Annotated in this window: 23 protein-coding genes; 16 read left to right on the top strand and 7 right to left on the bottom strand. The window is 66.4% G+C overall.

Annotated features, from left to right (window positions below; translation table 11 throughout):
* Window positions 1-178: 178 nt before the first annotated feature.
* Genes VGN66_RS11070 through VGN66_RS11060 form a run of 3 tightly spaced genes read left to right on the top strand, consistent with a single transcriptional unit; the run spans window position 179 to window position 2,409 of the window.
* Entirely contained in the window at window positions 179-988 is an 810-nt protein-coding gene (locus VGN66_RS11070) for an ATP-binding protein (RefSeq protein ID WP_327518873.1), read from the top strand.
* Window positions 985-1,473: a hypothetical protein gene (locus VGN66_RS11065; protein WP_327518872.1), complete on the top strand. Its 489-nt coding sequence runs from the start codon at window positions 985-987 to the stop codon at window positions 1,471-1,473. The genes VGN66_RS11070 and VGN66_RS11065 overlap by 4 nt, the downstream gene beginning before the upstream one ends.
* A gap of 42 nt (window positions 1,474-1,515) precedes the next feature.
* A complete protein-coding gene (locus VGN66_RS11060; RefSeq protein WP_327518871.1) occupies window positions 1,516-2,409 on the top strand; it encodes a diacylglycerol/lipid kinase family protein in 894 nt (297 codons plus the stop codon).
* A gap of 135 nt (window positions 2,410-2,544) precedes the next feature.
* On the opposite strand, the gene VGN66_RS11055 is transcribed toward VGN66_RS11060, so the two are convergent.
* On the bottom strand, window positions 2,545-4,323 hold the full coding sequence (locus VGN66_RS11055) for an ABC-F family ATP-binding cassette domain-containing protein (RefSeq protein WP_327518870.1): 1,779 nt from the start codon (window positions 4,321-4,323) through the stop codon (window positions 2,545-2,547).
* 128 nt (window positions 4,324-4,451) lie between these two features.
* Between VGN66_RS11055 and VGN66_RS11050 the strand changes: the two genes are divergently transcribed.
* The 3 genes from VGN66_RS11050 to VGN66_RS11040 all read left to right on the top strand — a co-directional run bounded on the left by VGN66_RS11050 (window position 4,452) and on the right by VGN66_RS11040 (window position 7,073).
* Window positions 4,452-4,757, top strand: coding sequence for a hypothetical protein (locus VGN66_RS11050; protein ID WP_414713205.1), 306 nt, complete (start codon window positions 4,452-4,454; stop codon window positions 4,755-4,757).
* Window positions 4,758-4,781: 24 nt separating this feature from the next.
* On the top strand, window positions 4,782-5,456 hold the full coding sequence (locus VGN66_RS11045; protein ID WP_224921079.1) for a response regulator transcription factor: 675 nt from the start codon (window positions 4,782-4,784) through the stop codon (window positions 5,454-5,456).
* Between the two features lie 177 nt (window positions 5,457-5,633).
* The gene (locus VGN66_RS11040; protein WP_414713204.1) at window positions 5,634-7,073 is read left to right on the top strand and encodes an ATP-binding protein; all 1,440 of its coding nucleotides are present in this window, start codon (window positions 5,634-5,636) and stop codon (window positions 7,071-7,073) included.
* A 316-nt stretch (window positions 7,074-7,389) separates the two neighbouring features.
* Here the strand turns inward: VGN66_RS11040 and VGN66_RS11035 are convergent, their stop codons facing one another.
* The gene (locus VGN66_RS11035; RefSeq protein WP_327518868.1) at window positions 7,390-8,385 is read right to left on the bottom strand and encodes an LLM class flavin-dependent oxidoreductase; all 996 of its coding nucleotides are present in this window, start codon (window positions 8,383-8,385) and stop codon (window positions 7,390-7,392) included.
* Between the two features lie 321 nt (window positions 8,386-8,706).
* Here VGN66_RS11035 and VGN66_RS11030 point away from each other — a divergent pair, with 321 nt between their 5' ends.
* The 4 genes from VGN66_RS11030 to VGN66_RS11015 all read left to right on the top strand — a co-directional run bounded on the left by VGN66_RS11030 (window position 8,707) and on the right by VGN66_RS11015 (window position 12,245).
* The gene (locus VGN66_RS11030) at window positions 8,707-9,372 is read left to right on the top strand and encodes a pyrimidine 5'-nucleotidase (RefSeq protein WP_327518867.1); all 666 of its coding nucleotides are present in this window, start codon (window positions 8,707-8,709) and stop codon (window positions 9,370-9,372) included.
* Window positions 9,369-10,172 (top strand): 2,3,4,5-tetrahydropyridine-2,6-dicarboxylate N-succinyltransferase, encoded by an 804-nt coding sequence (gene dapD / locus VGN66_RS11025; protein ID WP_327518866.1) that lies wholly within the window; start codon window positions 9,369-9,371, stop codon window positions 10,170-10,172. Before VGN66_RS11030 ends, dapD begins: the two co-directional genes overlap by 4 nt.
* Window positions 10,173-10,329: 157 nt before the next feature.
* Window positions 10,330-11,094 carry a tryptophan 2,3-dioxygenase gene (locus tag VGN66_RS11020; protein ID WP_327518865.1) on the top strand — a complete coding sequence of 255 codons (765 nt, stop codon included), beginning with the start codon at window positions 10,330-10,332 and terminating at the stop codon, window positions 11,092-11,094.
* Complete coding sequence (locus VGN66_RS11015; RefSeq protein WP_327518864.1) at window positions 11,091-12,245, top strand: aminotransferase class V-fold PLP-dependent enzyme; 1,155 nt, start codon at window positions 11,091-11,093, stop codon at window positions 12,243-12,245. The genes VGN66_RS11020 and VGN66_RS11015 overlap by 4 nt, the downstream gene beginning before the upstream one ends.
* Here VGN66_RS11015 and VGN66_RS11010 read toward each other — a convergent pair.
* On the bottom strand, window positions 12,210-12,650 hold the full coding sequence (locus tag VGN66_RS11010; protein WP_327518863.1) for a CoA-binding protein: 441 nt from the start codon (window positions 12,648-12,650) through the stop codon (window positions 12,210-12,212). The genes VGN66_RS11015 and VGN66_RS11010 overlap by 36 nt on opposite strands.
* Window positions 12,651-12,653: 3 nt before the next feature.
* Window positions 12,654-13,616 (bottom strand): P-loop NTPase, encoded by a 963-nt coding sequence (locus VGN66_RS11005; protein ID WP_327518862.1) that lies wholly within the window; start codon window positions 13,614-13,616, stop codon window positions 12,654-12,656.
* 71 nt (window positions 13,617-13,687) lie between these two features.
* Between VGN66_RS11005 and VGN66_RS11000 the strand changes: the two genes are divergently transcribed.
* From VGN66_RS11000 to VGN66_RS10980, 5 genes are all read left to right on the top strand, one after another.
* A complete protein-coding gene (locus VGN66_RS11000; RefSeq protein ID WP_327518861.1) occupies window positions 13,688-14,854 on the top strand; it encodes a protease modulator HflK in 1,167 nt (388 codons plus the stop codon).
* Window positions 14,851-15,714 carry a protease modulator HflC gene (locus tag VGN66_RS10995; RefSeq protein WP_327518860.1) on the top strand — a complete coding sequence of 288 codons (864 nt, stop codon included), beginning with the start codon at window positions 14,851-14,853 and terminating at the stop codon, window positions 15,712-15,714. The genes VGN66_RS11000 and VGN66_RS10995 overlap by 4 nt, the downstream gene beginning before the upstream one ends.
* A 143-nt stretch (window positions 15,715-15,857) precedes the next feature.
* A complete protein-coding gene (locus VGN66_RS10990) occupies window positions 15,858-17,399 on the top strand; it encodes a Do family serine endopeptidase (protein ID WP_414713214.1) in 1,542 nt (513 codons plus the stop codon).
* A 62-nt stretch (window positions 17,400-17,461) separates the two neighbouring features.
* Window positions 17,462-19,123, top strand: coding sequence for a helicase HerA-like domain-containing protein (locus VGN66_RS10985; RefSeq protein ID WP_327518859.1), 1,662 nt, complete (start codon window positions 17,462-17,464; stop codon window positions 19,121-19,123).
* A 43-nt stretch (window positions 19,124-19,166) separates the two neighbouring features.
* Window positions 19,167-19,730, top strand: a complete 564-nt coding sequence (locus VGN66_RS10980) for a hypothetical protein (RefSeq protein WP_327518858.1) — start codon at window positions 19,167-19,169, stop codon at window positions 19,728-19,730.
* Window positions 19,731-19,756: 26 nt separating this feature from the next.
* Here VGN66_RS10980 and VGN66_RS10975 read toward each other — a convergent pair whose 3' ends face one another.
* The 3 genes from VGN66_RS10975 to queF all read right to left on the bottom strand — a co-directional run bounded on the left by VGN66_RS10975 (window position 19,757) and on the right by queF (window position 23,910).
* Entirely contained in the window at window positions 19,757-21,037 is a 1,281-nt protein-coding gene (locus VGN66_RS10975; RefSeq protein WP_327518857.1) for a glycoside hydrolase family 130 protein, read from the bottom strand.
* Between the two features lie 35 nt (window positions 21,038-21,072).
* Window positions 21,073-23,349 carry a glycosyltransferase family 4 protein gene (locus tag VGN66_RS10970; protein ID WP_327518856.1) on the bottom strand — a complete coding sequence of 759 codons (2,277 nt, stop codon included), beginning with the start codon at window positions 23,347-23,349 and terminating at the stop codon, window positions 21,073-21,075.
* A 114-nt stretch (window positions 23,350-23,463) separates the two neighbouring features.
* Window positions 23,464-23,910 carry a preQ(1) synthase gene (queF, locus tag VGN66_RS10965; RefSeq protein ID WP_066661776.1) on the bottom strand — a complete coding sequence of 149 codons (447 nt, stop codon included), beginning with the start codon at window positions 23,908-23,910 and terminating at the stop codon, window positions 23,464-23,466.
* Window positions 23,911-23,940: 30 nt separating this feature from the next.
* On the opposite strand from queF, the gene VGN66_RS10960 reads away from it, so the two are divergent.
* Window positions 23,941-25,485 (top strand): cryptochrome/photolyase family protein, encoded by a 1,545-nt coding sequence (locus VGN66_RS10960; protein ID WP_327518855.1) that lies wholly within the window; start codon window positions 23,941-23,943, stop codon window positions 25,483-25,485.
* Window positions 25,486-25,488 lie beyond the last annotated feature (3 nt).

Raw genomic sequence — 25,488 nt, 5'->3', positions numbered from 1 at the left:
CGAAGCGGTGGTGGAGGGGTCGCCGTCGCCAGACGGCGGAATTTTGCCGAGATGTTCCCGGCTGTCTGCGCAGCCGCCCCTCCACCACCGGCTTCGCCGGCGGTCCCCCTCCCCTGAGCCAGCTCAGGGGAGGAATGAGCATTGCCTTCCCCCGCCCCACCCCCTAGCCCTCGGGCCGATGACCGACCCGCTGGACCGCATCGCCGCCGCGCTCGAACGGCTGGCGCCGCCACCGCCGCCCGCGCCGGACCTGACCGCGCATCCCGCCTATGTCTGGCACCGGAATTTCCTCCAGCCCGCCCGCGCCTTCGCGCCGCTGCCGCTGTCCGAACTGGTCGGGATCGACGCGCAAAAGGCGACGCTGGTCGAAAATGTCCGCCGCCTCGCCGCCGGTCTTCCCGCCCATGACGCACTGCTGTGGGGCGCACGCGGCACCGGCAAATCGGCGCTGAGCAAGGCCGCTATCGCCGCCGTTCAGGCCGAAGGCGGAAGCGTCGCGCTGGTCGAGGCACAGGCCGACGCGCTCGACACCCTCCCCACCCTGTTCGCCCTGCTCGCCGAAGCACAGCGCGCGTTCGTCATCTTCCTCGACGATCTCGGTTTCGACGCAGCATCGGACGGCCGCGCGCTGCGCTCGCTGCTCGAGGGAGGGGCCGAGGCACGCCCCGCCAACGCCCGCCTGTTCGTTACCTCCAACCGCCGGCACCTGATCCCCCGCAACCTCGAGGAACAGTCGAGCGCGATCAACCCGCGCGACAGCATCGACGACAGCCTTGCGCTCGCCGACCGCTTCGGCCTCAGCCTCGGCTTCCACGCGATCGATCAGGACACCTATGTCGCGATCGTCCAGACCTATGCCGCCGACCACGGCCTGCCCTTCGACGCGGCGGAGGCGATCAACTGGGCGACCCGGCGCGGCAGCCGCTCGGGCCGCGTCGCGTGGCAATATGTCGTCGATCTCGCCGGGCGACACGGCAAGCGCCTGTGAGGGGGCAGCTCGCCATCCAGCATGTCCATATCCATTGGGACAAGGCGACACGCGGCATGCCCGGGTCGGGCATCCGCAACGCCCTGCCCCGCGAACTGCCCTTCGACCCGCCCGGCGAACGTGAACGGGGCTGGTATCAACGAATCGACTATCAGGCGCGCGACCGCTTTGTGCCAGCCACCAGCTATGGCGCTTTGGGCGAGATCGAGGACTGGCGCGTCCCGCTCGCCACGCGGATGGAGGGCAGCGATCATCTCTGGTTGCGCTTCAACGCGGCCAACCGCGCACCGCATCGACCCCATCTCGACGGATGGATCGTGCGCCTGCCCTTCGGCCAGCGGGTTACGTTGCGCTGCAATTCCAAATCGGACGGCGACCATGACCGCTGGTATTTCGAGGACGTCGTCCATGTCGGCTGGGCCGACACCGCCACGCTCGACCTGCCGGTGTTCCGGGAGATTGACGAACGTGTGCTGCTTTACTGATCGGGCGATGGACCTTCCCAGCCCCCACGCAGTTATTGCGCGATGACAACGACCCTGCCCGTCCCGCGCGAAGCCGTGCTGATCGTCAACGCCAAGTCACGGCGCGGCGAAGCCCTGTTCGAGTCTGCGCGGCAAAAGATCGAAGCGGCCGGCATCCGCCTGATCGCCGCGCATCCGGTGAAGGACCCCGATCTGCTCGACGACACCGTCCGCGACGCGATCCGCAGCGGCGCGCCAATGGTCATCGTCGGCGGCGGCGACGGGTCGCTGTCGGGCGTGGTCGATGATGTCGTTGGCAAGGATGTCGTGTTCGCCGTACTGCCGCTTGGCACCGCCAACAGCTTCGCGCGCACGCTCGGCATTCCGCTCGACCTCGACGGCGCGATCTCCACTATTGCGACCGGCAAGCGCCGGCGCGTTGATCTCGGCATGATCGACGGCGACTATTTTGCCAACGCCGCCGCGATGGGCCTGTCGCCGATGATCGGCAGGACGGTGCCGCATAACCTCAAGAAATATCTGGGCCGCGTCGGCTATCTCGCCTGGGCACTGTGGTGCTTCGCCCGCTTCCGCCCGTTCCGCGTCACCGTCACCGACGCGCGCGGGCCGCACCGCATGTGGGCGAGCGAGGTCCGCATCCTCAACGGCAAATTCCACGGCGGCGTGGTGATGAGCGACGAGGCCAGCGTCGAAAGCGGCGAGATGATGATTCAGGTCGTCACCGGCCGCAACCGCTGGCGACTGGCGTGGGACTGGTATGCCCGCTTCTTCCGCCTGCGCGGCCGCGAGAAACTGGTCGAAGAGTTTCGCGGTGCCGAGCTGAAACTGGACGCCCGCCCACGCCGCAGCATCTCGATCGACGGCGAAGTGCTCGCGCGCGTGCCGGTGACGGTGCGTGTGGCCGAACGCGCAATCGACGTGGTGGTGCCGGTTTAAATCCTCCCCGGAACGGGGAGGTGGCAGCGCGCAGCGCTGACGGAGGGGGCCCTCCGCGAACCGACTCGCTTGCCTCGGGCCCCCTCCACCATCCTTCGGATGGTCCCCCTCCCCGTTCCGGGGAGGATTTTTAACTCACCCCAACCCCTCAACCATCTCCGCCAGCTCCAGCCAGCGCAATTCCGCCGCATCCTTCTCGTCGCGCGCCTTGGCAATCGCCGCCATCAGCGCATCGAATTTCTTCGGGTTCTTCGCATACAGCTCCGGATCGGCCAGCGCCGCTTCATCGCGCGCTATCCCAGCGTCCAGCTCCTCGATCCGCTTGGGCAGCAGGTCGTAATCACGCTGGTCCTTATAGGTCAGCTTGGTCCGCGCCTTGGGCGTTTCCGCCACTGGCGCAGTCTTGAGCGCAGCCTTTTTCGACTCGGTCCGAACCTTCCGCTTGGCTTCCCAATCGGCATAGCCGCCGACCACCATGTCAACCGTGCCCGACCCGTCGAGCCCGATCGTCATCGTCACCGTGCGGTCGAGAAAGTCGCGGTCGTGGCTGACGATCAGCACCGTGCCGTCATAATCCGCGATCACTTCCTGCAGCAGGTCGAGCGTCTCAAGGTCGAGGTCGTTGGTCGGCTCGTCCAGCACCATCAGGTTCGACGGCCGCGCAAATTCCCGCGCCAGCAACAGCCGCGAGCGCTCGCCACCCGACAGCGTCCCCACCTTCGCCTCGACCATCTCGGGCGCGAACAGGAACTCCTTGAGATAGCCGTGGATATGCTTGCGCACGCCGAGCACATCGACCCACTCGCCGCCATCGGCGACGACTTCGCGCACCGTCTTGTCGGGCTGCATCCGGCTGCGCTGCTGGTCGATGATCACCGCGTCGAGCGTCTTGGCGCGCTTCACGCTTCCCGTATCGGGCTCGATCTCGCCGGTCAGCAGCTTGAGCAAGGTCGACTTGCCCGCGCCATTCTTGCCGACGATGCCGATGCGGTCGCCGCGCGTGATGCGCAGCGTCAGGTCGCGGATGATCGGGCGGTCGCCATAGGATTTGGACGCTCCCTTGGCGTCGATCACCACCTTGGTCTTTGAATCGTCCGATGCGGTGGTCAGGTTCGCCGCGCCCGCCGGCCCGGTCATCGCCGCGCGTTCGGCACGCATCTCATACAGCTTGGTCAGCCGCCCCTGGTTGCGCTTGCGCCGCCCGGTGACCCCGCGCTGCAGCCAATGCTCCTCCAGCTTCAGCCGCGCGTCGAGCTTCTCGGCCGCGCGCTGCTCCTCGGCATAGACCTGATCGGTCCACGCCTCGAACCCGCCAAAGCCGACTTCCGCGCGCCGCATCGACCCGCGGTCGAGCCACAGGGTCTGCCGCGTCAGACGGGTTAGAAACGTACGGTCATGGCTGATCACTACAAACGCGCCGCGATAGCGGGTCAGCCATTCTTCCAGCCATTCGATCGCATGAATGTCGAGATGGTTGGTCGGCTCGTCGAGCAGCAGCACGTCGGGATCCTGCGCCAGCGCGCGCGCGATGCCCGCCCGCCGCCGCTCGCCGCCCGACGCAGTCGCCGCCTCGCGCGACAGGTCGATGCCGAGCTGATCCGCAATCGCCTCGGCCTCATGCCGCACCGGCGCGTCGTCGCCCGACAGGACATAGTCCATCAGCGTAACACAGCCCGCCATGCGCGGCTCCTGCTCCAGCATCACGACGCGCGTGCCCGGCTGAATCGTCCGCCGCCCCTCGTCCGCATCGACCTGGCCCGCGATCAGCTTGAGCAAGGTCGTCTTGCCCGCGCCGTTGCGCCCGATCAGCGCCAGCCGGTCGCGCGCGCCGATATGGATGTCGAGTTCGCGAAACAACCAGCCCGATCCCTGGATCAGGCCGAGCTTTTCATAGGATAATACAGGTGCAGCCATGGCGGGGGCAGGTAGGGCCACGCAGCCCATCGGGCAAGCCGCGCGCGCAGCCCGATGCTTTCAGCCGCCTTTCGGCCGCATTCACGGGCTGTTCAACGCGGCGGGGCTATGCCATCCAAGTCATGAAGATGTTTGGTGTCCTTTGTCTCGGCGCGTTTCTCGCCGCCGCTGCCCCGGTTCACGCTACGCCGCAGGATCGGCGCAGCGACCAGGAGGCTGCGCGTGCGGGCCGCGTTCAGGGCAAGCTGTTGCCGCTACGCGCGATCGAAGCGCGGGTGGTGCCACAGATGGAGCGTCAGGGCGCCCGCTATCTCGGCTTCGACTTCGATTCGGGAACCGGCATTTACACGCTGAAGTTCCTGCGCAATGGAAACGTCATCTGGGTCGATGTCGACGGCCGCACCGGTCAGGTGATGAGCCGTTCCGGCGGCTGAACCGGCGATAAAGAGGGAAACACGATGCGCGTTCTGATCGTCGAGGACGAACCCAATCTCCGCAACCAGCTCCAGTCCACGCTCGAAGGCGCGGGCTATGCCGTCGACACCGCGAGCGATGGCGAGGAAGGCCATTTCCTCGGCTCGACCGAAAATTACGACGCGATCGTCCTCGACCTCGGCCTGCCCGAAGTGGACGGACTGACCGTGCTCGACCGCTGGCGCAAGGAAGGCAAGACCACCCCGGTGCTCGTGCTCACCGCGCGCGACAGCTGGTCGGACAAGGTTGCCGGGCTCGACGCCGGCGCCGACGATTATGTCGCCAAGCCGTTCCAGTCGGAGGAGCTGATCGCCCGCCTCCGCGCGCTGATCCGCCGCGCATCGGGCAATGCCAGCGCCGAACTGATCGCGGGCGACATCCGCCTCGACACGCGCTCGGGCAAGGTGACCAAGGCCGGCGACCCGGTGAAGCTGACCGCGCAGGAATATAAGCTGCTGTCCTATCTGCTCCATCACAAGGGCAAGGTGGTCAGCCGCACCGAGTTGATCGAACATATCTACGATCAGGATTTCGACCGCGATTCGAACACGATCGAGGTGTTCGTGACGCGCATCCGCAAGAAACTGGGCGCCGACGTCATCACTACGATCCGTGGCCTTGGCTACAGCCTCGAGGAACCGGCGGAGGCCGGTGCTTAAGCGACCTCTTCTCCCCTCCCGCTTGCGATTACCGGGTCGGCCATGCCCCCGGCATGGCCTGAACAGCGCGGGGCGCTGTTCACCCGGTAATGGGTCGGGGGAGGGCCTGTCACATCAGGCCGTGCTCCGTTTGGACAGGCCCTCCCCTAACCCCTCCCGCAAGCGGGAGGGGGATTGATGCTCGATCGCGTGAAATTCTTGCTGCGCCGCGCGCCGGCGCAGGACGTGGCAGCGCCGATCGAAACGCGTCCCGGCGACCCCGCTCCCCGCACCTACACGCCCAGCACCGGATCGCTCAGCCGCCGCATGATCCTGATCGCGGCGGCGTGGATCTCGTTGCTCCTCGTTGGCGGTGGCTTCGCGCTCGATCGCGTGTTGACCGGAGCGGTCACGCGCAATTTCGACGACGGGCTCGAATATCTGCTCGACGCGCTGATCGTCTCGGCCGAACTCGATGCCGAGGGCAAGGTCGCGTTCAACCGTCAGCTGTCCGACCAACGCTTCCTCGAACCCTATTCGGGCCTGTACTGGCAGGTGTCTGGGCCGGGCTATGAGCCGTTCCCCTCACGCTCGCTGTGGGACCGCCGTCTCGATGCCGGGCAGGCGCATGACGACCTCGACCTGCATTCATATGATTCGACGCAGATGGACCAGAAGCTGCGCGTGGTGGAGCGCGACGTGCGCCTGCCCGGATCGCCGGTGCGCTGGCGCTTTCAGGTCGCCCAGACGCGCGAAGTGCTCGACGCGCAGATCGCCGCGCTACGCAAGACGCTGGTACGCAGCTTCCTGCTCCTCGCCGCCGGGCTGATCGCGATGGCCGCGCTGCAGACCTGGTACGGCCTGCTCCCGCTGCGCAAGCTGCGCATCGCGATCCAGAAACTCCGCACCGGCGAGACGCCCCGGATCGAAGGGGCGATGCCCGCCGAAGTCGCGCCATTGGTCGAAGAACTGAACGGCCTTGTCGCCCATAACGACCGCCAGGCCGAGGAAGCACGCCGCCACGCCGGCAACCTCGCCCATGCGCTCAAGACCCCGCTGACCGTCATCATGAACGCCGCGACTGCCCAGTCCGACGACCTGCCGACCACGGTAGTGCGTGAGGCGCGGACGATGCGCCGTCAGGTCGACCACCATCTCGCCCGCGCCCGCGCAGTCGGTCGTCGCGGCAGCGCGCACAGCCGCGCGCCCGTCTGGCCCAGCGTCGAATCGGTCGAGCGCGCGGTCGCCCGCCTCTACCCCCATGTCCGCATCGACACCGACGGACCAAAGGATTTGGTCGCACATATCGAGCGTCAGGATCTTGACGAGATCATGGGCAACCTCGTCGAAAACGCCGCCAAATATGGCGGGGGCAGCGTGTTCGTGACCGTGCGGATCGAGGCTGGCTTTGTCGAAATCCTGATCGAGGATGACGGCACCGGCATCCCCGAACCCGACCGCATCCGCATCTTCGACCGCGGCGTGCGGCTCGACACCGGCAAGCCCGGCACCGGCCTCGGCCTCGCCATCGTCCGCGACGTCGCGGAGATATACGACGGCACCGTCACGCTCGAGGAAAGCGAAGATCTCGGCGGGTTGATGGTGCGCCTGCGACTTCCGGCGGCGGCGGCAGGCTGAAAATTCGCTCTAGGAACCGACCTTCAATTCCCCTCCTGAAAGGGAGGGGGGTCGATGGCGGAATAGCGAGCCGCGCTAGCCCATTACTCCAGAAAACCGCCACCGCCCCGTCACCGGGCTCAACACCAAATCGCACCCGCAATCACGGCACTGGGTCTCGAACTCGCCCCGGCCGGGACGGTCGCGGCGGCGCGGGCGGTGGATGCCGAGATGGCACCGTATGGCTGGCTTGGATGCGGACACGTGCCGGCAACTCCTTCGTTCAGCCCCCTGAACAGCCCCCGCTCGTCGTGGTGGCGACCAATTCAGGCGGGATTCAGGCGGCCAGATGGCGCATCGCGGCGGCGGCGATCGCGATGCTTTTCTTGCGCGCCTCAGGGTCAAAGATCGAACTGGTCAGCATCACCTCATCCACCCCGGTCCGCGCGATAAAGCCCTTCAGCCCCGCGCGGATCGCATCCGGCCCGCCGATCGCGGTGCATTCCAGCACATGGTCGAGCATCGCCCGCGCCTGTGGCGGCAGGCTGTCGCGATAGCCCGGCACCGGCGGCGGCAACGGCACCCCGGTCCCGGTAGTGCGCAGTGCGACAAACGCCTGCTGCATCGAACTGGCGAGCAGCTCCGCCTCCGCATCCGTATCGGCAGCGAACACGTTGAACCCGGCCATCGCATAGGGCTGGTCAAGCACTGCCGACGGGCGGAACTGGCGGCGATACACCTCCAGCGCCTCATCCAGCGCCCCCGGCGCGAAATGCGACGCGAACGCATAGGGCAGCCCCAGCGCCGCGGCGAGCTGCGCGCCATACAGGCTCGAGCCCAAAATCCACAATTCGGGCTTGGCACCACCACCCGGCACCGCGCGAATGCCGGTCTGGCCGTCATCGGCGAAATAGCTTTGCAGCTCCATCACATCGCGCGGGAAGCCGTCCGGGCTGCTCTCCAGCGTCCGGCGCAGCGCCCGCGCCACGGTCATGTCGCTCCCCGGCGCACGCCCCAACCCCAGATCGATCCGCCCGGGAAACAGCGCGTCGAGCGTGCCGAACTGTTCGGCAATCACCAGCGGCGCATGATTGGGCAACATGATCCCGCCCGCGCCCACGCGAATGGTCGATGTCGCCGCCCCGACATGCGCAATCACCACCGCCGTCGCCGCGCTCGCAATCCCGGCCATGCCGTGGTGCTCGGCCACCCAATAGCGGGAGAAGCCCTCCGCCTCCGCATGCCGTGCCAGATCGGCGGCGGCGGCAAAGGACTGGCTGGCGGTGCCACCCTGAAGGATCGGGACGAGGTCGAGCAGGGAATAGGCTGTCATAACCACAGAGATGGGAAGGCCAGTTGCGTTTTGCCACTCAAGATGGGCTACCCGTCCGCCAACAATTCCTCCCCTGCGCAGCAGGGGAGGGGGACCGCTCGCGAAGCGAGTGGTGGAGGGGCGGCTGCGCAGACAGCCGTAAGCAGCTCGGCAAAATTCCGCCCTCTGCGGGGCGGCCCCTCCGTCATCGCTGCGCGATGCCACCTCCCCCAGCGAGCTGGGGGAGGAATAGAGCGCACACCCTTCGTGGCTTCGTGCCTTTGTGCGAGCCCAACTTTCTCCTTCTTCCCCTCCGCCCCCATCCCCCCTAAACGCCCCGCCATGCGCCCCGACCTCGCCCATATCGACGCCTGGTTGTTCGACCTCGACAACACGCTCTATCCGGGCAGCGCCGACCTGTTTCCGCAGATGAATGCGCGCATCGGCGCCTATGTCGCGCGGCTGCTGAACCTCGATCCGGACGCCGCGCACCGCGTGCAAAAGGACTATTTCATCAGCCACGGCACCACGCTCGCCGGGCTGATGGCCGATCATGGCGTCGATCCGTACGAATATCTCGCCGACGTCCATGACATCGAGATCGACATCCTCGAACACAACGCCCCGCTCGCCGCCGCAATCGCCAAGCTGCCGGGGCGCAAGCTGGTCTTCACCAACGCCGACGCGCCCTATGCGCAAAAGGTGCTCGACCGCCTCGGCATCCGTGAGCATTTCGAGGCGATCCACGACGTCCACGCCAGCAGCTACCACCCCAAGCCGCACCCGCACGCCTACGCCAGCGTCTGCGAAGCCTATCGCATCGACCCGAAGCGCGCGCTGTTCGTCGAGGATATGGCGCGCAACCTCGCCCCGGCCAAGGCGATCGGTATGACCACCGTCTGGGTCGACAATGGCTCGGAACAGGCGCCTGACGCCGACCGCAGCTTCATCGACCATATCACCCACGACATTTGCCACTGGCTCGAAACCATTCAGGAGCATCCATGACCGACCTCGCCGCCACGATCGACGCCGCCTGGGAAGACCGCGCCAACATCTCGCTCGCCACCACCGGCGCGGTGCGTGAGGCTGTGGCCGAGGCGCTGAACCTGCTCGACAGCGGTGCCGCACGCGTCGCCGAGCCGGTCAACGGCGGCTGGCAGGTCAATCAGTGGCTCAAGAAAGCCGTGCTCCTCTCGTTCCGCCTCAACGACAATGCGGTCGGCCATGGCGGCTTCGACAAGGTGCCGCTCAAGACCGCCGGCTGGGACGATGCCGCCTTCCGCGCTGCCGGCTTCCGCCAGGTGCCGGGCAGCGTCGTGCGCCACGGCGCGCATATCGGCCGCAATGTCGTGCTGATGCCCAGCTTCGTGAACATCGGCGCGTTCGTCGGTGAAGGCACGATGGTCGACACCTGGGCAACCGTCGGCAGCTGCGCGCAGATCGGCAAGAACGTCCACCTCTCCGGCGGCGTCGGCATCGGCGGCGTGCTCGAACCGCTTCAGGCCGATCCGGTGATCATCGGCGACGGCGCGTTCATCGGCGCCCGCGCCGAAGTGGCCGAAGGCGTCCGCGTCGGCGAGGGCGCGGTCCTGTCGATGGGCGTCTATTTGGGCGCGAGCACCAAGATCGTCGACCGCGCCACCGGCCACATCTATCGCGGCGAAGTGCCCCCCTACGCCGTGGTCGTCCCCGGCACCCTCCCCGGCAAGGACGGCGGCCCGGGCCTCTACTGCGCCGTGATCGTCAAGACCGTCGACGCCCAGACCCGCAGCAAGACCGGGATCAACGAACTGCTGCGGGATTGATCGGCGCGCGGGGCGCAGAAACGGTTTTCCTACAGGGCATGTGATGCGCTAACCCGTATCGCATGCGACCAACCCCTGCCCCCGCCCCGGCTGACACCGCCCGTACACACGCATTTTTTGTCAGCATTGTCGTCAGTTTTGCCGCAGGAGCACCGGCATGACCGAACCGATGACTTACGGGCGCTACCTCGCGCTCGACCAGCTGCTCACCGCGCAGCATCCGATTTCGGACGAGCATGACGAGCTGCTGTTCATCGTCATCCATCAGACCAAGGAACTCTGGCTCAAACAGATGATCGCCGAGCTGGAGGTCGCACTCCACCTCGTTCGCGGTGATCGGCTGGTTGAGGCGTATAAGGGCCTTGCCCGCGTCAGCCGGATTCAGGCGGTGATGACCTTGTCGTGGGAAATCCTGACCACGATGACGCCGAGCGATTACACCCGCTTCCGCGACGTGCTGGGGTCGAGCAGCGGGTTCCAGTCGGACCAGTTTCGCGCCGTCGAAACGATGCTGGGGCTGCGCGGCGGCGGGGTGCCGGGGCCGCTGACCGAGCGTTATGGCGCAAACCCAAGCCTGTGGGACGAAGCCAATGCCGCGCTCGCCCGCGCGGGGTTCGACCTGCCCGAAGCCGCGCTGAACCGCGACTGGGCCAAACCTTACGAGGCCAATCCACAGGTCGAGGCCGCATGGGCCAAGGTCTATCGCGAGCCGGGAACGCATTGGGAGCTGTACCAGCTCGCCGAAAAGCTGGTCGATATCGACGACGCGCTGGCGACCTGGCGGCACAAGCATGTGCTGACCGTCACCCGCGTCATCGGCATGAAGCCCGGCACGGGCGGCACCCCCGGCGCGTCCTATCTCCAGTCCACCCTGACCAAGCGCGCTTTCCCCGAACTCTGGACGCTGAGAACGCTGCTGTGACCTCTTACAAGCATCTCTTTCAGCGTTCGCTCGCCGCAGCGCCCGACCGGCTGCACTTCGCCGCGCACAGCCATCACCTCTGGCCCGACGCCTCGTTCGTCGGACATCAGGCCGCCTGGCAGGACGCCGCCCGCCTCGCCGACCGCAAATGGGACCGGGTGATGGGCGAGATCTGGCCCGCCGCGCAGGCCCATGTCGCCGCCGAACTCAGCCTGCCCGACCCGTCGTCGGTAATCTTCGCTGGCAATACCCACGACCTGATCCTGCGTGTCGTCTCCGCACGCGCCGAACGTCCGCTGCGGGTCCTCGCCAGCGATGGCGAGTTTCACAGCTTCCGCCGTCAGGCCCAGCGCTGGATCGAAAGCGGCCGCATCACGCTAGAAACGGTGGCACGCGGTGGAGACTTCGGAGCCCGCTTCCTCGCCGCCGCACGCAGCGGGACCCACGACCTGATCTTCGTCAGCCACGTGATGTTTGAAACCGGCGCGGTGTTCGGGGCCATCGCCGACCTCGCCACGCTCGCCCGGCCCGACGGTCCATGGGTAGTCGTCGACGGCTATCACGGCTTCATGGCGATGAAGACCGACCTGTCGACGGTCGCCGACCGCATCTTCTACACTGCCGGCGGCTATAAATACGCGATGGCCGGCGAAGGCGTCGCCTTTCTCCACTGCCCGCCCGGCTTCGGACCGCGCCCCGAAATCACCGGCTGGTACGCCGAATTCGCCGATCTCGAAGCCCCGCCGCCCGGCCGGATCGGTTACGCCGCCGATGCCATGCGCTTCATGGGATCGACCTTCGACCCCAGCGGTATCTACCGCTTCGTCGCCATCCGCGACATGCTGGCCGAAGAAGTACTGACGACCACAGCGATCAACGCGCACATCACGCCGCTACGCGAACAGCTCCTCGCCAGCTTGCCCGGAACGCCACTCGCCGACGCCGAATTGCTTAACCCCGGCAGCGACCCCCGCGCCCGTTTCCTCGCGCTGCGTTCAACCGATGCCCCAGCCTGGAAAGCGGCGCTGATGGAGCAGGACATCATCACCGACGTGCGCGGCGATGTGCTGCGAATCGGCTTCGGCCTCTACCACGACGCCCGCGACGTCGAGCGGCTAGTTGCCACCCTGCGCGATCTCGGCGACGCCTAGCCGCGGAATCTCGATCGCCGGGCACCGGTCCATCACAACCTTCAACCCCGCCGCCTCGGCCCGCGCGGCGGCTTCTTCGTTGATCACGCCAAGCTGCATCCACACCGCCTTGGCCCCCACCGCAATCGCCTCATCCACCGCCTCGCCAGCAGCAATCGGCCGCCGGAAGATGTCGACAATGTCGATCGGCTCGCCGATCTGGGCGAGCTCCCGGAAGACGAATTCGCCGTGCAGATGCTCGCCAGTAATCTGCGGATTGACCGGGATGACGCGATAGCCGTGCTCCTGCAGCATCGCCATCACCCGATAGCTCGGCCGATCCGGCCGGTCGCTCGCCCCGACCAACGCAATGGTCCGCGCGCCCTCCAGCAGCGCCTTGATGTCGGCATCGTCGGTCATCGGCATGGTTCAGCCTTTCTGGGTGTCCAGCCAGGCATTCACCTTCCCGGCCACCTCAGCAAACGCCGCGCCCTCGACCCCGTTCCCGGCAGCGGGGGGCGTGCCTGCGTCCGAAGCCGTGCGAATCGCGATATCGAGCGGGATGCGCCCAAGGAATGGCACGCCCAGCCGCTCAGCCGCCGCCTCTGCCCCGCCGCGCCCGAACGGGTCCGACACCTCGCCGCAATGCGGGCAGGCATAGCCCGCCATATTCTCGACGATCCCGATCACCGGAATGCCCGCCTTGGCGAACAGGTCGATCGCCCGAGTCGCGTCGATCAGCGCCAGATCCTGCGGGGTCGAGACGATCACCGCGCCGGTCGGGCGATGCTTCTGGATCATCGTCAGCTGCACGTCGCCAGTGCCGGGCGGCAGGTCGAGCACCAACGTATCCGCCGCGCCCCAGTTCGCATCGACCAGCTGGGTCAGCGCGCCCGCCGCCATCGGCCCGCGCCAGGCAATCGCCTGCCCCTCCTCGACCAGCCCGCCCATCGACAGCATCGGCACGCCATAAGCGGTGGCGAGCGGGACCAGCTTCTTGTCATGCGCGACCGGCTTGCGCCCTTCGACGCCCATCAGCTTGGGCTGCGACGGGCCATAGATATCGGCATCGACCAGCCCGACCTTCCGCCCCGCCCGCGCCAGCGCGATGGCGAGATTGGCCGAGACGGTGGACTTGCCCACCCCGCCCTTCCCGCTTGCCACCGCGATCAGCCGGCGGGTCACCCGCTGCGCCGTCCGTGCGATTCGCACCTCGTCGATTCCCGGCACGCTGGCCGCTGCACGCAAATCGGCCTCCAGCGCATCCTGCGCGCCTTCGGGGAGTCCGGTCACGTCGAGGATGATGCTGGCACGCGCGCCCTCCACCCGCACGCTGGCGCGTCCGGCGGCGATGGGGGCGAGGATGGCCTGAAGTTCGGTCTGATCGGTCATGGCGCGCGACATAGGACGGCTTTCGATCGCTGCCACTGTAAATCCGCCGCGCGGTCCCTATAAAGACAGACATGGCGAGACTGAATGGCTGGATCGCGCGCGCTACCGGATTTGGCGGCGCGCTGTGGAACGAGAACAAGGGCCCCTGGGGCGGCGGCAGCGGCGACAAAAGCGGCGGCGACGGCTCAGGGGGTGATAGCGGCGGGCCGCGCAACCCCTGGGCGTTTCCGCCCGAGGGCAAACGCGGCGGCAAATCGAACGTCAGCAGCCTCGACGATTTCCTCAAGCGCGCCCGCAAGGGCGGCGGCGGAAGCGGCGGCGGCGGTCGCGGCGGGCTGCCCACCGGCATGCCCAGCCGCCCGGTCGTGCTGGTCGCGATCGGCCTGCTCGTGCTCGCCTGGATCGCCTTTACCAGCGTCCATGTCATCACCCCCGAACAGCGTGGCGTGGTCAAGCTGCTCGGCCGCTATGCCTACACCATGGAGCCGGGCATTGGCATGACCCTGCCCGCCCCGATCGCGACGGTTGAGAAGGTCAACGTCCAGAAGATCACCAACGAGGATTTCCCGCAGGGTAGCGGCGAGAATCTGATGCTGACCCAGGATCAGAACATCGTCGATCTCGCCTACGCAGTCCGTTGGGACATCGCCAATCCGGAGGACTTCGTCTTCCAGATCGCCGAGCCGACCACGACGGTGCGCGCGACAGCGGAAAGCGCGATGCGGGCCGCGGTCGCAGGCGTCACGCTCAACGACGCGATCGGCCCCGGCCGCACCGTGATCGAGGCGCGCGTGCAGCAGACGATGCAGGCGATCCTCGACGAATATAATTCGGGCGTGCGCGTGCGCGGCGTGTCGATCAAGAACGCATCGGCCCCGGCCGCCGTGGACGAAGCCTTCAAGCAGGTTACGGCCGCGCAACAGGCGGCAGAGGGCGACCGCAACCAGGCGCGCGCCTATGCCCAGCAGGTGCTCGCCGGCGCACAGGGTGCGGCGACCGAGTTCGACAAGATCTATGAACAGTACCGGCTCGCCCCCGAAGTGACCCGCCGCCGTCTCTATTACGAGACCATGGAAGCGGTGCTGGCCAAGTCGAACAAGACCGTGGTCGAGACGCGCGGCGTGACGCCCTATCTTCCGCTCCCGGCGGCGCGCGGTGCCCCCGTGCAACCGCAGGTCCAGCAAGGTCAGGCGGCGCAACCGGCCCAGCCGGCGCAGCAGCAGGGAGGCGCACAGTGAACACCATCCTCAACCGCCCCGTCCTGTTCGGCGGGCTCGCCCTCGCCTTGCTGTTCGTCCTGTTCAACACGGTCTTCATCGTTGACGAGACCAAGCAGGCCGTGATCCTGCAGCTCGAACAGCCGGTGCGCACGATCAACAAATACCAGCCGGGCGAACAATTCGGCCGCAACACCGGCGCCGGGATTCAGGTTAAGGTACCGTTCCTCCAGCGCGTGGTGTGGGTGGACAAGCGCGTGCTCGACATCGAGCTTGAGAACCAGCCGGTGCTTTCGACCGATCAGCTGCGCCTCGAAGTCGACGCCTTTGCCCGCTTCCGCGTCGTCGATCCGCTGCGCATGGTGGTGACGGCGGGGACCGAACGCCGCGTCGCCGACCAGCTTCAGCCGCTGTTCGGTTCGGCCCTGCGTGCCGAACTCGGCAAGCGCACCTTCGCGTCGCTGCTCAGCCCCGAGCGGACGGCGGTGATGGACAATATCCAGGCCGGTCTCCAGCGCTATGCCAGCCAGTATGGCGTCGAGATCGTCGATGTCCGGATCAAGCAGGCCAACCTGCCGGAGGGCAGCCCGCTGCAGTCGGCACTCAACCGCATGGCCACCGCGCGGCAGCAGGAAGCGACGACGATCCGCGCCAACGGTCAGAAGGACGCCACGATCATCCGCGCAGAAGCCGATGCGAAGGCAGCGGAAATCTATGCGGCGGCGTTCAACAAGGACCCGCAATTCTACGATTTCTGGCGCGCGATGCAGTCCTATCGCACCACCTTTATCGGCAATGGCCGCGACCCGATGGGCGAAACGTCGATCATCCTGTCGCCGGACAATGACTATCTGCGCGAATTCCGGGGTCAGGGCCGTTAAGGTCCTGGCTTCGGCGTCAGGAATGATCCGGACCCCAACGGCTGTCGGTTCGTTCATATTCAATCGCCGTTCAGCTATTTGAGGCGAGTAATACACCCATGACCGAACCAACGCCCGGAATGGGCCGCAACTCCAAGGGCCAGATGACCAAAGGAACCACTCCCGTGCGCTATGCCTATGCGATCACTTCCGCGCTCCTGATTGGCGGCGCGAGCGCGGCGCTTGTGCTTCAGAACCCGGCCGGCGCGCAGACCGCGCAGAACGAACCCGGCGCGATCCAGGCTGCCGTCCCGCGCGCCGGCGCGCCGATGAGCTTTGCCGACATGGTCGCCAAGCTCCAGCCTGCCGTCGTCAACATCTCGACCACCCAGCGGGTGCAGGTCCAGACCAACCCGTTTGCGGGCACGCCGTTCGGCGACCTGTTCGGCGGACAGCAGGGCGGCAGCGGTGGCCGTCCCGTCACCCGCCAGGCCGAATCGCTCGGCTCGGGCTTCCTGATCTCGGCCGATGGCTATGTCGTCACGAACAACCATGTGATTTCGGCGGGTCAGCGCGGCGCGGTGGTCGAATCGATCAAGGTGACGCTGGCTGATCGCCGCGAATATACTGCCAAGCTGGTTGGACGCGATCCTGCCACCGATCTTGCGGTGCTCAAGATCGAAGGGGCCAACCTGCCCTTCGTTCGCCTCGGCGACTCGAACCAGTCGCGCGTTGGCGACTGGGTCGTCGCAATCGGCAACCCGTTCGGCCTTGGCGGATCGGTGACTGCGGGCATCATCTCGGCAGTGCATCGCGCGACCGGACAGCCGGGGCCGTTGGATCGGTTCATCCAGACTGACGCTTCGATCAACCGTGGAAATTCGGGTGGTCCGCTGTTCGACCTGAACGGCAGTGTGATCGGCATCAATTCACAGATTCTCTCGCCGACCGGCGGCAATGTCGGCATTGGCTTCGCCATCCCCGCGAGTGAAGCCCGACCGATCATCGAAACCTTGATGAAGGGCAGCACGGTCGAGCGTGGCTATCTCGGCGTCGGCATCCAGCCGCTGACCGACGACCTCGCCAAGTCGTTCGGCGTACCCAAGGGCAAGGGCGAGCTGATCAGCCGGGTCGAGCCGGGCGAGGCCGCAGCCAAGGCCGGGATCAAGCAGGGCGACGTCATCGTCAAGATCGACGGCAAGGACGTGACCCCCGATCAGACGCTCTCCTACCTGGCCGCACGCGTGAACCCGGGCACACGGATCCCGGTCGAGCTGATCCGCGACGGCAAGCCGGTGACGGTCCAGGTCACGGTCGGCAAGCGTCCGCCCGAGGAGCAGCTGGGCGGCTTCGACCCCGACGCCGATGAAGGTGCACCCGGCGGCGACGACGCGACTCAGGCCGGCCCCGCCTCGCTTGGCATCAGCGTCACCGCGCTGACGCCTCAGATCGCGCGCACCATCGGCGTCGATCCGGCGACCAAGGGCGTTGTCGTTGTCGGCGTCGATCCGGCGAGCGATGCGGCGCAGAAGCAGCTGACCCGCGGCCTCGTCATCACCTCGGTCAACCGCCAGCCGATCGAAACGCCGGCGGACTTCGCCCGCCTGGTCAACGCGGCCAAGGCATCGGGTGCAGAATCGGTCGTGCTCTACATCATGGCGCGCGGCGGCGTCGGCACCTTCCGCGCGGTCGATTTCGCCCGCTGATAGGGGCTGGCCTCCGACCATATTCTCCCTAATGCTGCGCTCCTGACTATCGGGAGCGCAGCATGTCGGGTGAAGGCGAACTGTTCATTGGCCTTGGCGGGGGCGAGCCTCAGTCGCTCGTCCTGAAACGTGCCAATCGGCACGGTCTGGTCGCGGGCGCAACCGGCACCGGCAAGACCGTGACCCTGCAGGGTCTCGCCGAAAGTTTCAGCCGCGCAGGCGTGCCCGTGTTCGCCGCCGATGTGAAGGGCGACCTGTCGGGCATGGCGATGGCCGGATCGCCGACCGCCAAGACCCACGAACCCTTCAGCAAGCGCGCCGCCGAGATTGGCTACACCGACTGGCACTATGCTGCCGCCCCGGTGCAGTTCTGGGACCTGTTCGGCGAGCAGGGCCACCCGGTACGCACCACCGTCTCGGAAATGGGACCGCTGCTGCTCGCCCGGCTGATGGGACTCAACGACACGCAGGAAGGCGTGCTGACCATCGCCTTCCACGTCGCCGACGATGACGGCCTGCTGCTGCTCGACCTCGACGACCTTCAGGCAATGCTCGCCGCGTGCAGCGAGCGCGCCGACGAGCTGAGCGCCCGCTACGGCAATGTCGCCAAGACCAGCGTCGGCGCGATCCAGCGGCAATTGCTCCAGCTGCGCAGCCAAGGCGGCGAACATTTCTTCGGCGAACCGGCGCTGTCGATTCAGGATTTCATCAAGACCGACGACAACGGCCATGGCGTGGTCAACATCCTCGCCGCGGACAAGCTCATGGCCTCGCCCCGGCTCTACGCCACCTTCCTGCTGTGGCTGTTGTCAGAGCTGTTCGAATCGCTCCCCGAAGTCGGCGATCCGGACAAGCCCAGGCTCGTCTTCTTCTTCGACGAAGCACATCTGCTGTTCGAGGAAGCACCCAAGGCGCTGCTCGACAAGGTCGAACAGGTCGTCCGCCTGATCCGCTCAAAGGGCGTCGGCGTCTATTTCGTGACTCAGAACCCGATCGACATCCCCGAGGATGTCGCTGGCCAGCTCGGCAACCGCGTCCAGCACGCGCTGCGCGCCTTCACCCCGCGTGAGCAGAGGGCAATCAAGGCAGCGGCGGAAACCTTCCGCGCCAACCCCGATCTGAATGTCGAAACCGCGATCACCGAGCTGAAGGTGGGCGAGGCGTTGGTGTCGGTGCTGATGGCCGATGGCGCGCCCTCGCCGGTGCAGCGGACGCTGGTCAAGCCGCCGCGCGGGCGCGTCGGGCCGGTGACGCCCGAGGAGCGCAAGATCCTGATCGAAACCGATCTGGTCGGCGCGAAATACGACACCCGCGTCGACCGCGAATCAGCCGAAGAACTGCTCTCGGCCAAGGCAACCGAAGCTTCCGCCGCCGCTGCGGAAGCCAAGGCGCAGGACGAAGCCGAAAAGGCCGCGCTCGCCCAGGCCAAGGACGACGCCCGCGCCGCCAAGGAAGCCGAGCGCCAGCGCCTCGCGGAGCAGCGCGAAGCCGACCGTCAGGCGCGGCTGGAAGAAGCCTCCCGCCGCAAGGCCGAGCGCGAGGCCGCGAACAACCCATGGAACCGCGCAGTCAAGTCCGCGACGCAATCCGCCTCCTCCGCCGCCGGTCGCGCGGTCGCGGGTGAGGTGTCCAAGGCGATCTTCGGCAAAAAGTCGGGCGTCGGCGCCAGCGTCGTCGGCGGCATCGTTCGCGGCATTTTGGGCGGATTGTTCAAGGGGCGCTAACCGGCGCCCGCAAACAACGCTGCCCACCACGGAGGTGAGAAATATGGTCGATCGCAGGGCTATGTTGCGAGGAGTCGCCACCGGCGTGATTTTGGCATCAAGCCAGGCCGCCACCGGCTGTAGCCTCGCGGAGTTCACGGACGATGCATGGGGCGAGAAGCTGATCCGGTATCTGCGCACGGGCGATGAAACGGTTATGCGCGGCATGTTTCGGGCCGACAGCAGCCTGGTCGCCTATGGCGGCGAGCTGATCGGCGGGATGGATGCCCTGTCTTACAGGGGGGCGGAAGCGGTGCGAACTGCGTTGTCCGCCTTTCGCGCCGCGCACACTGCCATAGGCGCTGGCGACACCCCGCGCCTTCTGAAGCGGGCCGCAATCGTCGGAAGCGGACAACAGGGCCGCATGAACAAGATCGAGCTGACCTTTTCCGAAGAGAGGGCAGTCGACACCTCATGTGGCCCGACCACCAGCGAGATGGACGCAGACCTGTTCTTTGAGGCCAGTGCCGAGCCGGTCGATGCGAACGACTCCGAATGGTTCATCGCGCGGATCGCACTCATGCCGCGCCTTGAGCTGGCAAGGGCCGGGATCGAACAGGATCGATAGCAGTCCGATACGTCGCCGCTAGGCTGTTACATCACCGCCAGCAGCGACTTGATCGTCACGAACGCAAACGCCACCGAGCTATCCGCGACGCCATAGGGGATGAAGATCGACTCCCCGTGGCGCAGCGCGCCGCACGAATAGACGACATTGGGGACATAGCCCTCGCGATCCTCGCTCGCCGCCGTCAGGATCGGCTCGCTGGTGCGGCCGATCACCTTTGACGGATCGTCCTTGTCGAGCAGCGCCGCGCCGATCGAATATTTGCGCATCGCGCCAACGCCATGGGTCAGCATCAGCCAGCCTTCGTCGAGCTCGATCGGAGGGCCGCAATTGCCCATCTGGACCAGCTCCCACGGGAATTTCGGGGTGATCAGCTTCACCCCCTCGTCCCAATGGGTCAGGCGGTCGGATTCGATCAGGAAGATATTCTCCCCGTCCTGCCGCCCGATCATCATGTACTTGCCGTTCACCTTGCGCGGGAACAGGCCCATGCCCTTGTTGCGCGCGGCGCTGCCGGTCATCGGGACCAGGTCGAACTCGCGCCAGTCGCGGGTGCGCAGCATCTCCGACTGGATCTGCGACCCGTTATAGGCGGTGTAGGTGCCGAGCCATTCGTCGCTGCCATCGTCGTGCGTGAAGCGCGTCAGCCGCATGTCCTCCAGCCCGTTGGACTGGGCACGCGTGATCGGGAACAGCAGCGTGCCCGACAGCGTCGAGTCGCGGTGCCGATGCACCTTGACCGCACCCTCGGGCGCACGCTCCTCATCGCCCTGCGCGTCAGCCGACGTGGCGAAGGGTGGCTCGGGTGCCAGCATCATCTCATTCTGATCGGTGATGATCCCCTCACGGAACGCCACCGACGAAATATGCCCCTCCCCCACCGCGCGCAGGCTCATCAGGATGCGCAGTGACCCCTTGGGCATGCCAGTCTGGTCGTGATGCGGTACCGCGCTGGGGTTCATCAGCGCGGCGGCGGCATAGCTGTACTCGTGGCAGAAATAGGCACCGATCAACTGGCGCTTCTCATCCCCGATCGTCGCGCCATCCAGGCCCAGCTGCGCCTCGATCTCGTCATAGCGGGTCATGAACACGCGCCGCGTCTGCCAGTGCCGCGCCTCGAAATCCTTGAGCACCGTCGCCAGCTGCGCCCGCGCCTCGCCCGGCGACATATCGAGTACCGCGCGCACCAGCCGTTCGGTGCGCGAAGGCGCGCCATTGGTCGATTGCCAGCCGATATGGAACGGGCGCACCACAACGCGTGACGGGTCGGCGCGAAGCCGAAGCGGGTGATGATACAGGTCGAGCATGCGTCCCCCCGGACTCTTCAATACCGTGTGCATGCTTATGCGACGGCTTTTCCCGGGTCTGCCACGATTTGCGCGCGCCGCGAAAGGGCGGAAATCGCGCAGCCGGCAAGTTGCAGTGCCAGAATCGACTCAGCACCCTGATTGCGGTTGAGCCCATAAGGCGTGAGCCCGTCGAAACAGCCGCCATCAGACGTGCTCGCGAGCGGCAGGTCGAGGTCGTTCTGGCCGAGATACCAGCGATAGGCACGGTGCGCACACTCCACCCAATGCGTGTCGCCGGTTGCGTCGAACGCCGCAGCACAGGCATCGATGGTCGCCTGCGCCTCAAGCGGCTGCTGGTCGAACGGCAGGGGCGCGGCATAGGGACGCCCGAAACTTTCGCTCCCGACAGCGCGAAACCGTCCGTCAGGCGAAGTCTGCTGTTCGACAATCCACGCCAGCGTCGACAGGCCGCATGCGGTGAACTCGGGCCGCCCGAGCGCCTCACCAGCGCGAATCAGCGCCTCGGGCAGCCGGGCATTGTCATAGGCGAGCACGATCTCGAACCATTCCCATTGCGGACGGCGCGCGATGTCGAGCAGCGCGATGAGTTCGTCACCAAAGCGCTCCAGCAATGCGCGCGACAGCGCGTGCCCTGGGTGCGCGTCGAGCATCGCTGCGGCGCCCAGCATCGCAAAAGCGCGCGCGCGCGGGCTGTCGAACTCCAGCGCGATCGATGCGGTCTGGTCGAACAGGATCCGTGCCCAGTCGCGGTATTTCGGCGCCCGCGCCTCGGCGGCACTGACTCCGAGCGACCACAACGCGCGGCCGTTCGAATCCTCCGAACCCTTGTCCTCGCACCATTGCCGGTCGAAGCTCATGAAGTTGCGGAAGCGCCGCAGGTCGGGATTCCACGCATATTGGACGAATGCGGCGAACACGCTCGTCCACCGGTCGCGCGCACTCTCGTCGAGCGGGTCAATCCGATGCATCAGGATCAGCGCGCGGGCATTGTCATCGATGCAATAGCCATGACGCCGGTCGGGCACCGCATAGATCGAATGCTGAAGCATGCCCGTCGAATCACTCATCCGCTCGACCGCGCGGAAATCGCCGGGCAGCACGGTCGTCCGTGCTGAAGGGTGGGCGCGGATGCGCGGCGGGCGCGTGTCGCGCACCGCGTCGAGCAGATCCGCCACCGCCTCGGCAATACGCGGCCAGATCATCGTGCGGCCACGGTCATGCGCGCGCCGCGCCATGGCCACGCGGGCCTTGTCGTCGTCGAGCAGCGCGCTGATCGCGTCGGCAAAGGCGCCGCTATCGCCGAACGGCACCAGCACGCCATGATTGTTGGCGAGGATCTCGGTCGCATGGACATAGGGCGTCGACACGACCGGCTTCCCGGATGCAACGGCGTAGGACAGCGTCCCCGATGTGATTTGCACGGGGTTGAGATAGGGCGTCGCGTAGATGTCCGCCGCCTGCAGATAGTCGAGCAACTCGTCCTGCTCGACAAAGGCGTTGACGAACGCGATGTTCCGCTGGACCCCGAGCGTCGCAGCGAGCGCGTGGAGACGGTCACGATACGCCTCGCCCTCATGCGCCACCAGATTGGGATGCGTCGCGCCCAAGATCACATACAGCGCATCAGGATGCCCGGCGACGATCGCCGGAAGCGCCTCGATCACCGTCTCGATCCCCTTGCTCGGGGCGAGCAGGCCGAACGTCAGGATGACCTGCCGCCCCTGCCAGCCAAAGCGTGGCTTGATCGTGTCGGGATCGACCAGCGCGCGGTCGGGCACGCCATGCGGGACGACCACGACCTTGCGCGGATCGACGCCATGCGCGCGGCGCAGGATATCGCGGCCCTTCTCGGCCATGACGATCACCCGCGCGGCGCGGCGCAGCAGCGCTTCCATCACCCGCCGCTCATCCGGGTTCGGCGCCTCGAGCACGGTGTGCAGCGTCGCGATGACCGGAAGGCCGCTGCGATCGAGCAGCGCGATCAGATGCTCGCCAGCCGGGCCGCCATAGATGCCATATTCATGCTGGACCCAGATCGCCTGCGCCCCCGAAGCATCGATCGCACGCGCGGCATCGAGATAGGCGACCCGATCGTCCTGCGGGATCGTGGCGGTCACTGCGGGCGGGAAGTCGTAGCTCCCCGGCCGGTCGTCCATCGCATAGACATCGACCCGCATTTCGGGAAAGCGCGCACGCATCGCTTCGAAGCAATCCGTGGTGAAGGTCGCCAGGCCGCATTTGCGTGGCAGGAAATTACCGATCAGCGCAATGTGATCGACCCGGTCAGGCAGCAGAGACCCTCGCGTCATTCCTAATTCCTTCGCATCGGCAACATGGGTCATCCCGAAGTTCGGGCGAGCAATCTCCAAACGTTACAATGACACTATGGTTGCATTGATGCTGCAATGCAACATCGCAAAGGTTCAGCCGCGGCCGCGATAGCCCGGCACATCCTGCGCGGGGATCCACACGCCTGCAGGCTGCTCCCCCGACTGCCAGAATACGTCGATCGGAATGCCGCCGCGCGGATACCAATATCCGCCGATGCGCAGCCATTTCGGCTTCATCTCGTCGAACAGGCGCTGACCGATGCCGACCGTGCAATCTTCATGGTACGCGCCATGGTTGCGAAAGCTGCCGAGAAAGAGTTTGAGCGATTTGGATTCGACGATCGTGTCGCCCGGCACATAATCGATCACCAGATGCGCGAAATCCGGCGCCGCGGTGATCGGGCAGAGCGATGTGAACTCCGGCGATACGAACCGGACCAGATAATCGCTTCCCGGACGCGGGTTGGGAACATAATCGAGCACCGCCTCTTCGGGCGATGCGGGGAGCGCGCTGGTCTGGCCTAGGAACTTGGGTGTCATGGCGCGCGATGTAGGAAAGGCGTTGCGGAAATGAAACGGGGGATCGACACGCTGATACCGCTATTGGGCGACCAGCTCTCGCCCGGCGTGTCGGCGCTGCGCGATGCCGACCCGACAACCAGCGTAATCCTGATGATGGAGGTCGAGGAGGAAGCGACCTATGTCCGCCATCACAAGAAGAAGATCGCGTTGCTGTTCTCCGCGATGCGCCACCATGCTCAGGCGTTGCGCGACGCCGGGTGGCAGGTCGATTATGTCCGCCTGGATGATCCCGACAACAGCGGCAGCCTGACCGGCGAACTCGCCCGCGCGGTCGAACGGCACCGCCCCACGCGCATCGTCGCCACTGAAGCCGGCGAGTGGCGCGTCCGCCATGCCATGGAGCTTTGGGCGGACAAGTTCGACGCACCCGTGGAAATCCGCGAGGACGACCGCTTCATCGCCAGCCATGCCGAGTTCGACGCCTGGGCCGATGGCCGCAAGCAGCTGCGCATGGAATTCTTCTACCGCGAGATGCGGCGCAAGACCGGCCTGCTGCTGACCGAGCGCGGCGAGCCGGAGGGCGGCCAATGGAATTTCGACAAGGAAAACCGCAAGCCCGCCGCACGCGACCTGACCATGCCGCAACCGCTGTCCTTCGCGCCAGACGCGTTGACGCAGGAGGTGATCGCGCTGGTCGCAGAGCACTTCGCCGATCATCCCGGCACGCTCGACGGATTCGATTTCGCGGTCACGGCAGCGGATGCCGAGCGTCAGCGCGCGCATTTCCTGCGCTACGCCCTGCCGCAGTTCGGCGATTATCAGGATGCGATGCTGACCGATGTGCCATTCCTGTGGCACTCGCTCCTCTCGCCCTACATTAATTGCGGGCTGCTCGATCCGCTCGACCTGTGCCGTCGGGTCGAGGCATCGTACCGCGCCGGCCACACCCCGCTCAACGCCGCCGAGGGCTTTATCCGCCAGATCATCGGCTGGCGCGAATATGTACGCGGCATCTATTGGCGCGAGGGGCCGGACTATACCTCGCGCAACTTCCTGGAAGCAAAGCGCCCGCTCCCCGGCTTCTACTGGACCGGCCAGACCGACATGCACTGCATGGCGCAGGCGATCGGCCAGACGCTGCAGAACGCCTACGCCCACCATATTCAGCGGCTGATGGTGACCGGCAATTTCGCGCTGCTGATCGGTGCAGATCCCGCCGACGTCCAGCGCTGGTATCTCGAAGTCTATGCCGATGCCTATGAATGGGTCGAGGCACCGAACACGCTGGGGATGAGCCAGTTCGGCGATGGCGGGCTGCTGGGGTCGAAGCCCTATGCCTCGTCCGGCGCCTATATCGACCGCATGTCGGATTATTGCGGGCATTGCCGCTACGACGTGAAGGAGCGCACCGGCCCGAAAGCGTGCCCGTTCAACGCGCTCTATTGGGACTTTCTCGTCCGCAACCGTGAGAAACTGGGGAGCAACCAGCGGCTCGCCATGCCGTACCGCAACTGGGACCGGATGGACGCGGACACGCAACGCGCGCTGCAGACACAGGCGAAAGCGTTTCTCGCCGGGCTCGATGGCGACTAGAGT

The organism is Sphingomonas sp., assembly GCF_035998645.1.
GTDB lineage: Bacteria > Pseudomonadota > Alphaproteobacteria > Sphingomonadales > Sphingomonadaceae > Sphingomonas.
This window is presented reverse-complemented; position numbering and strand designations above follow the sequence as displayed.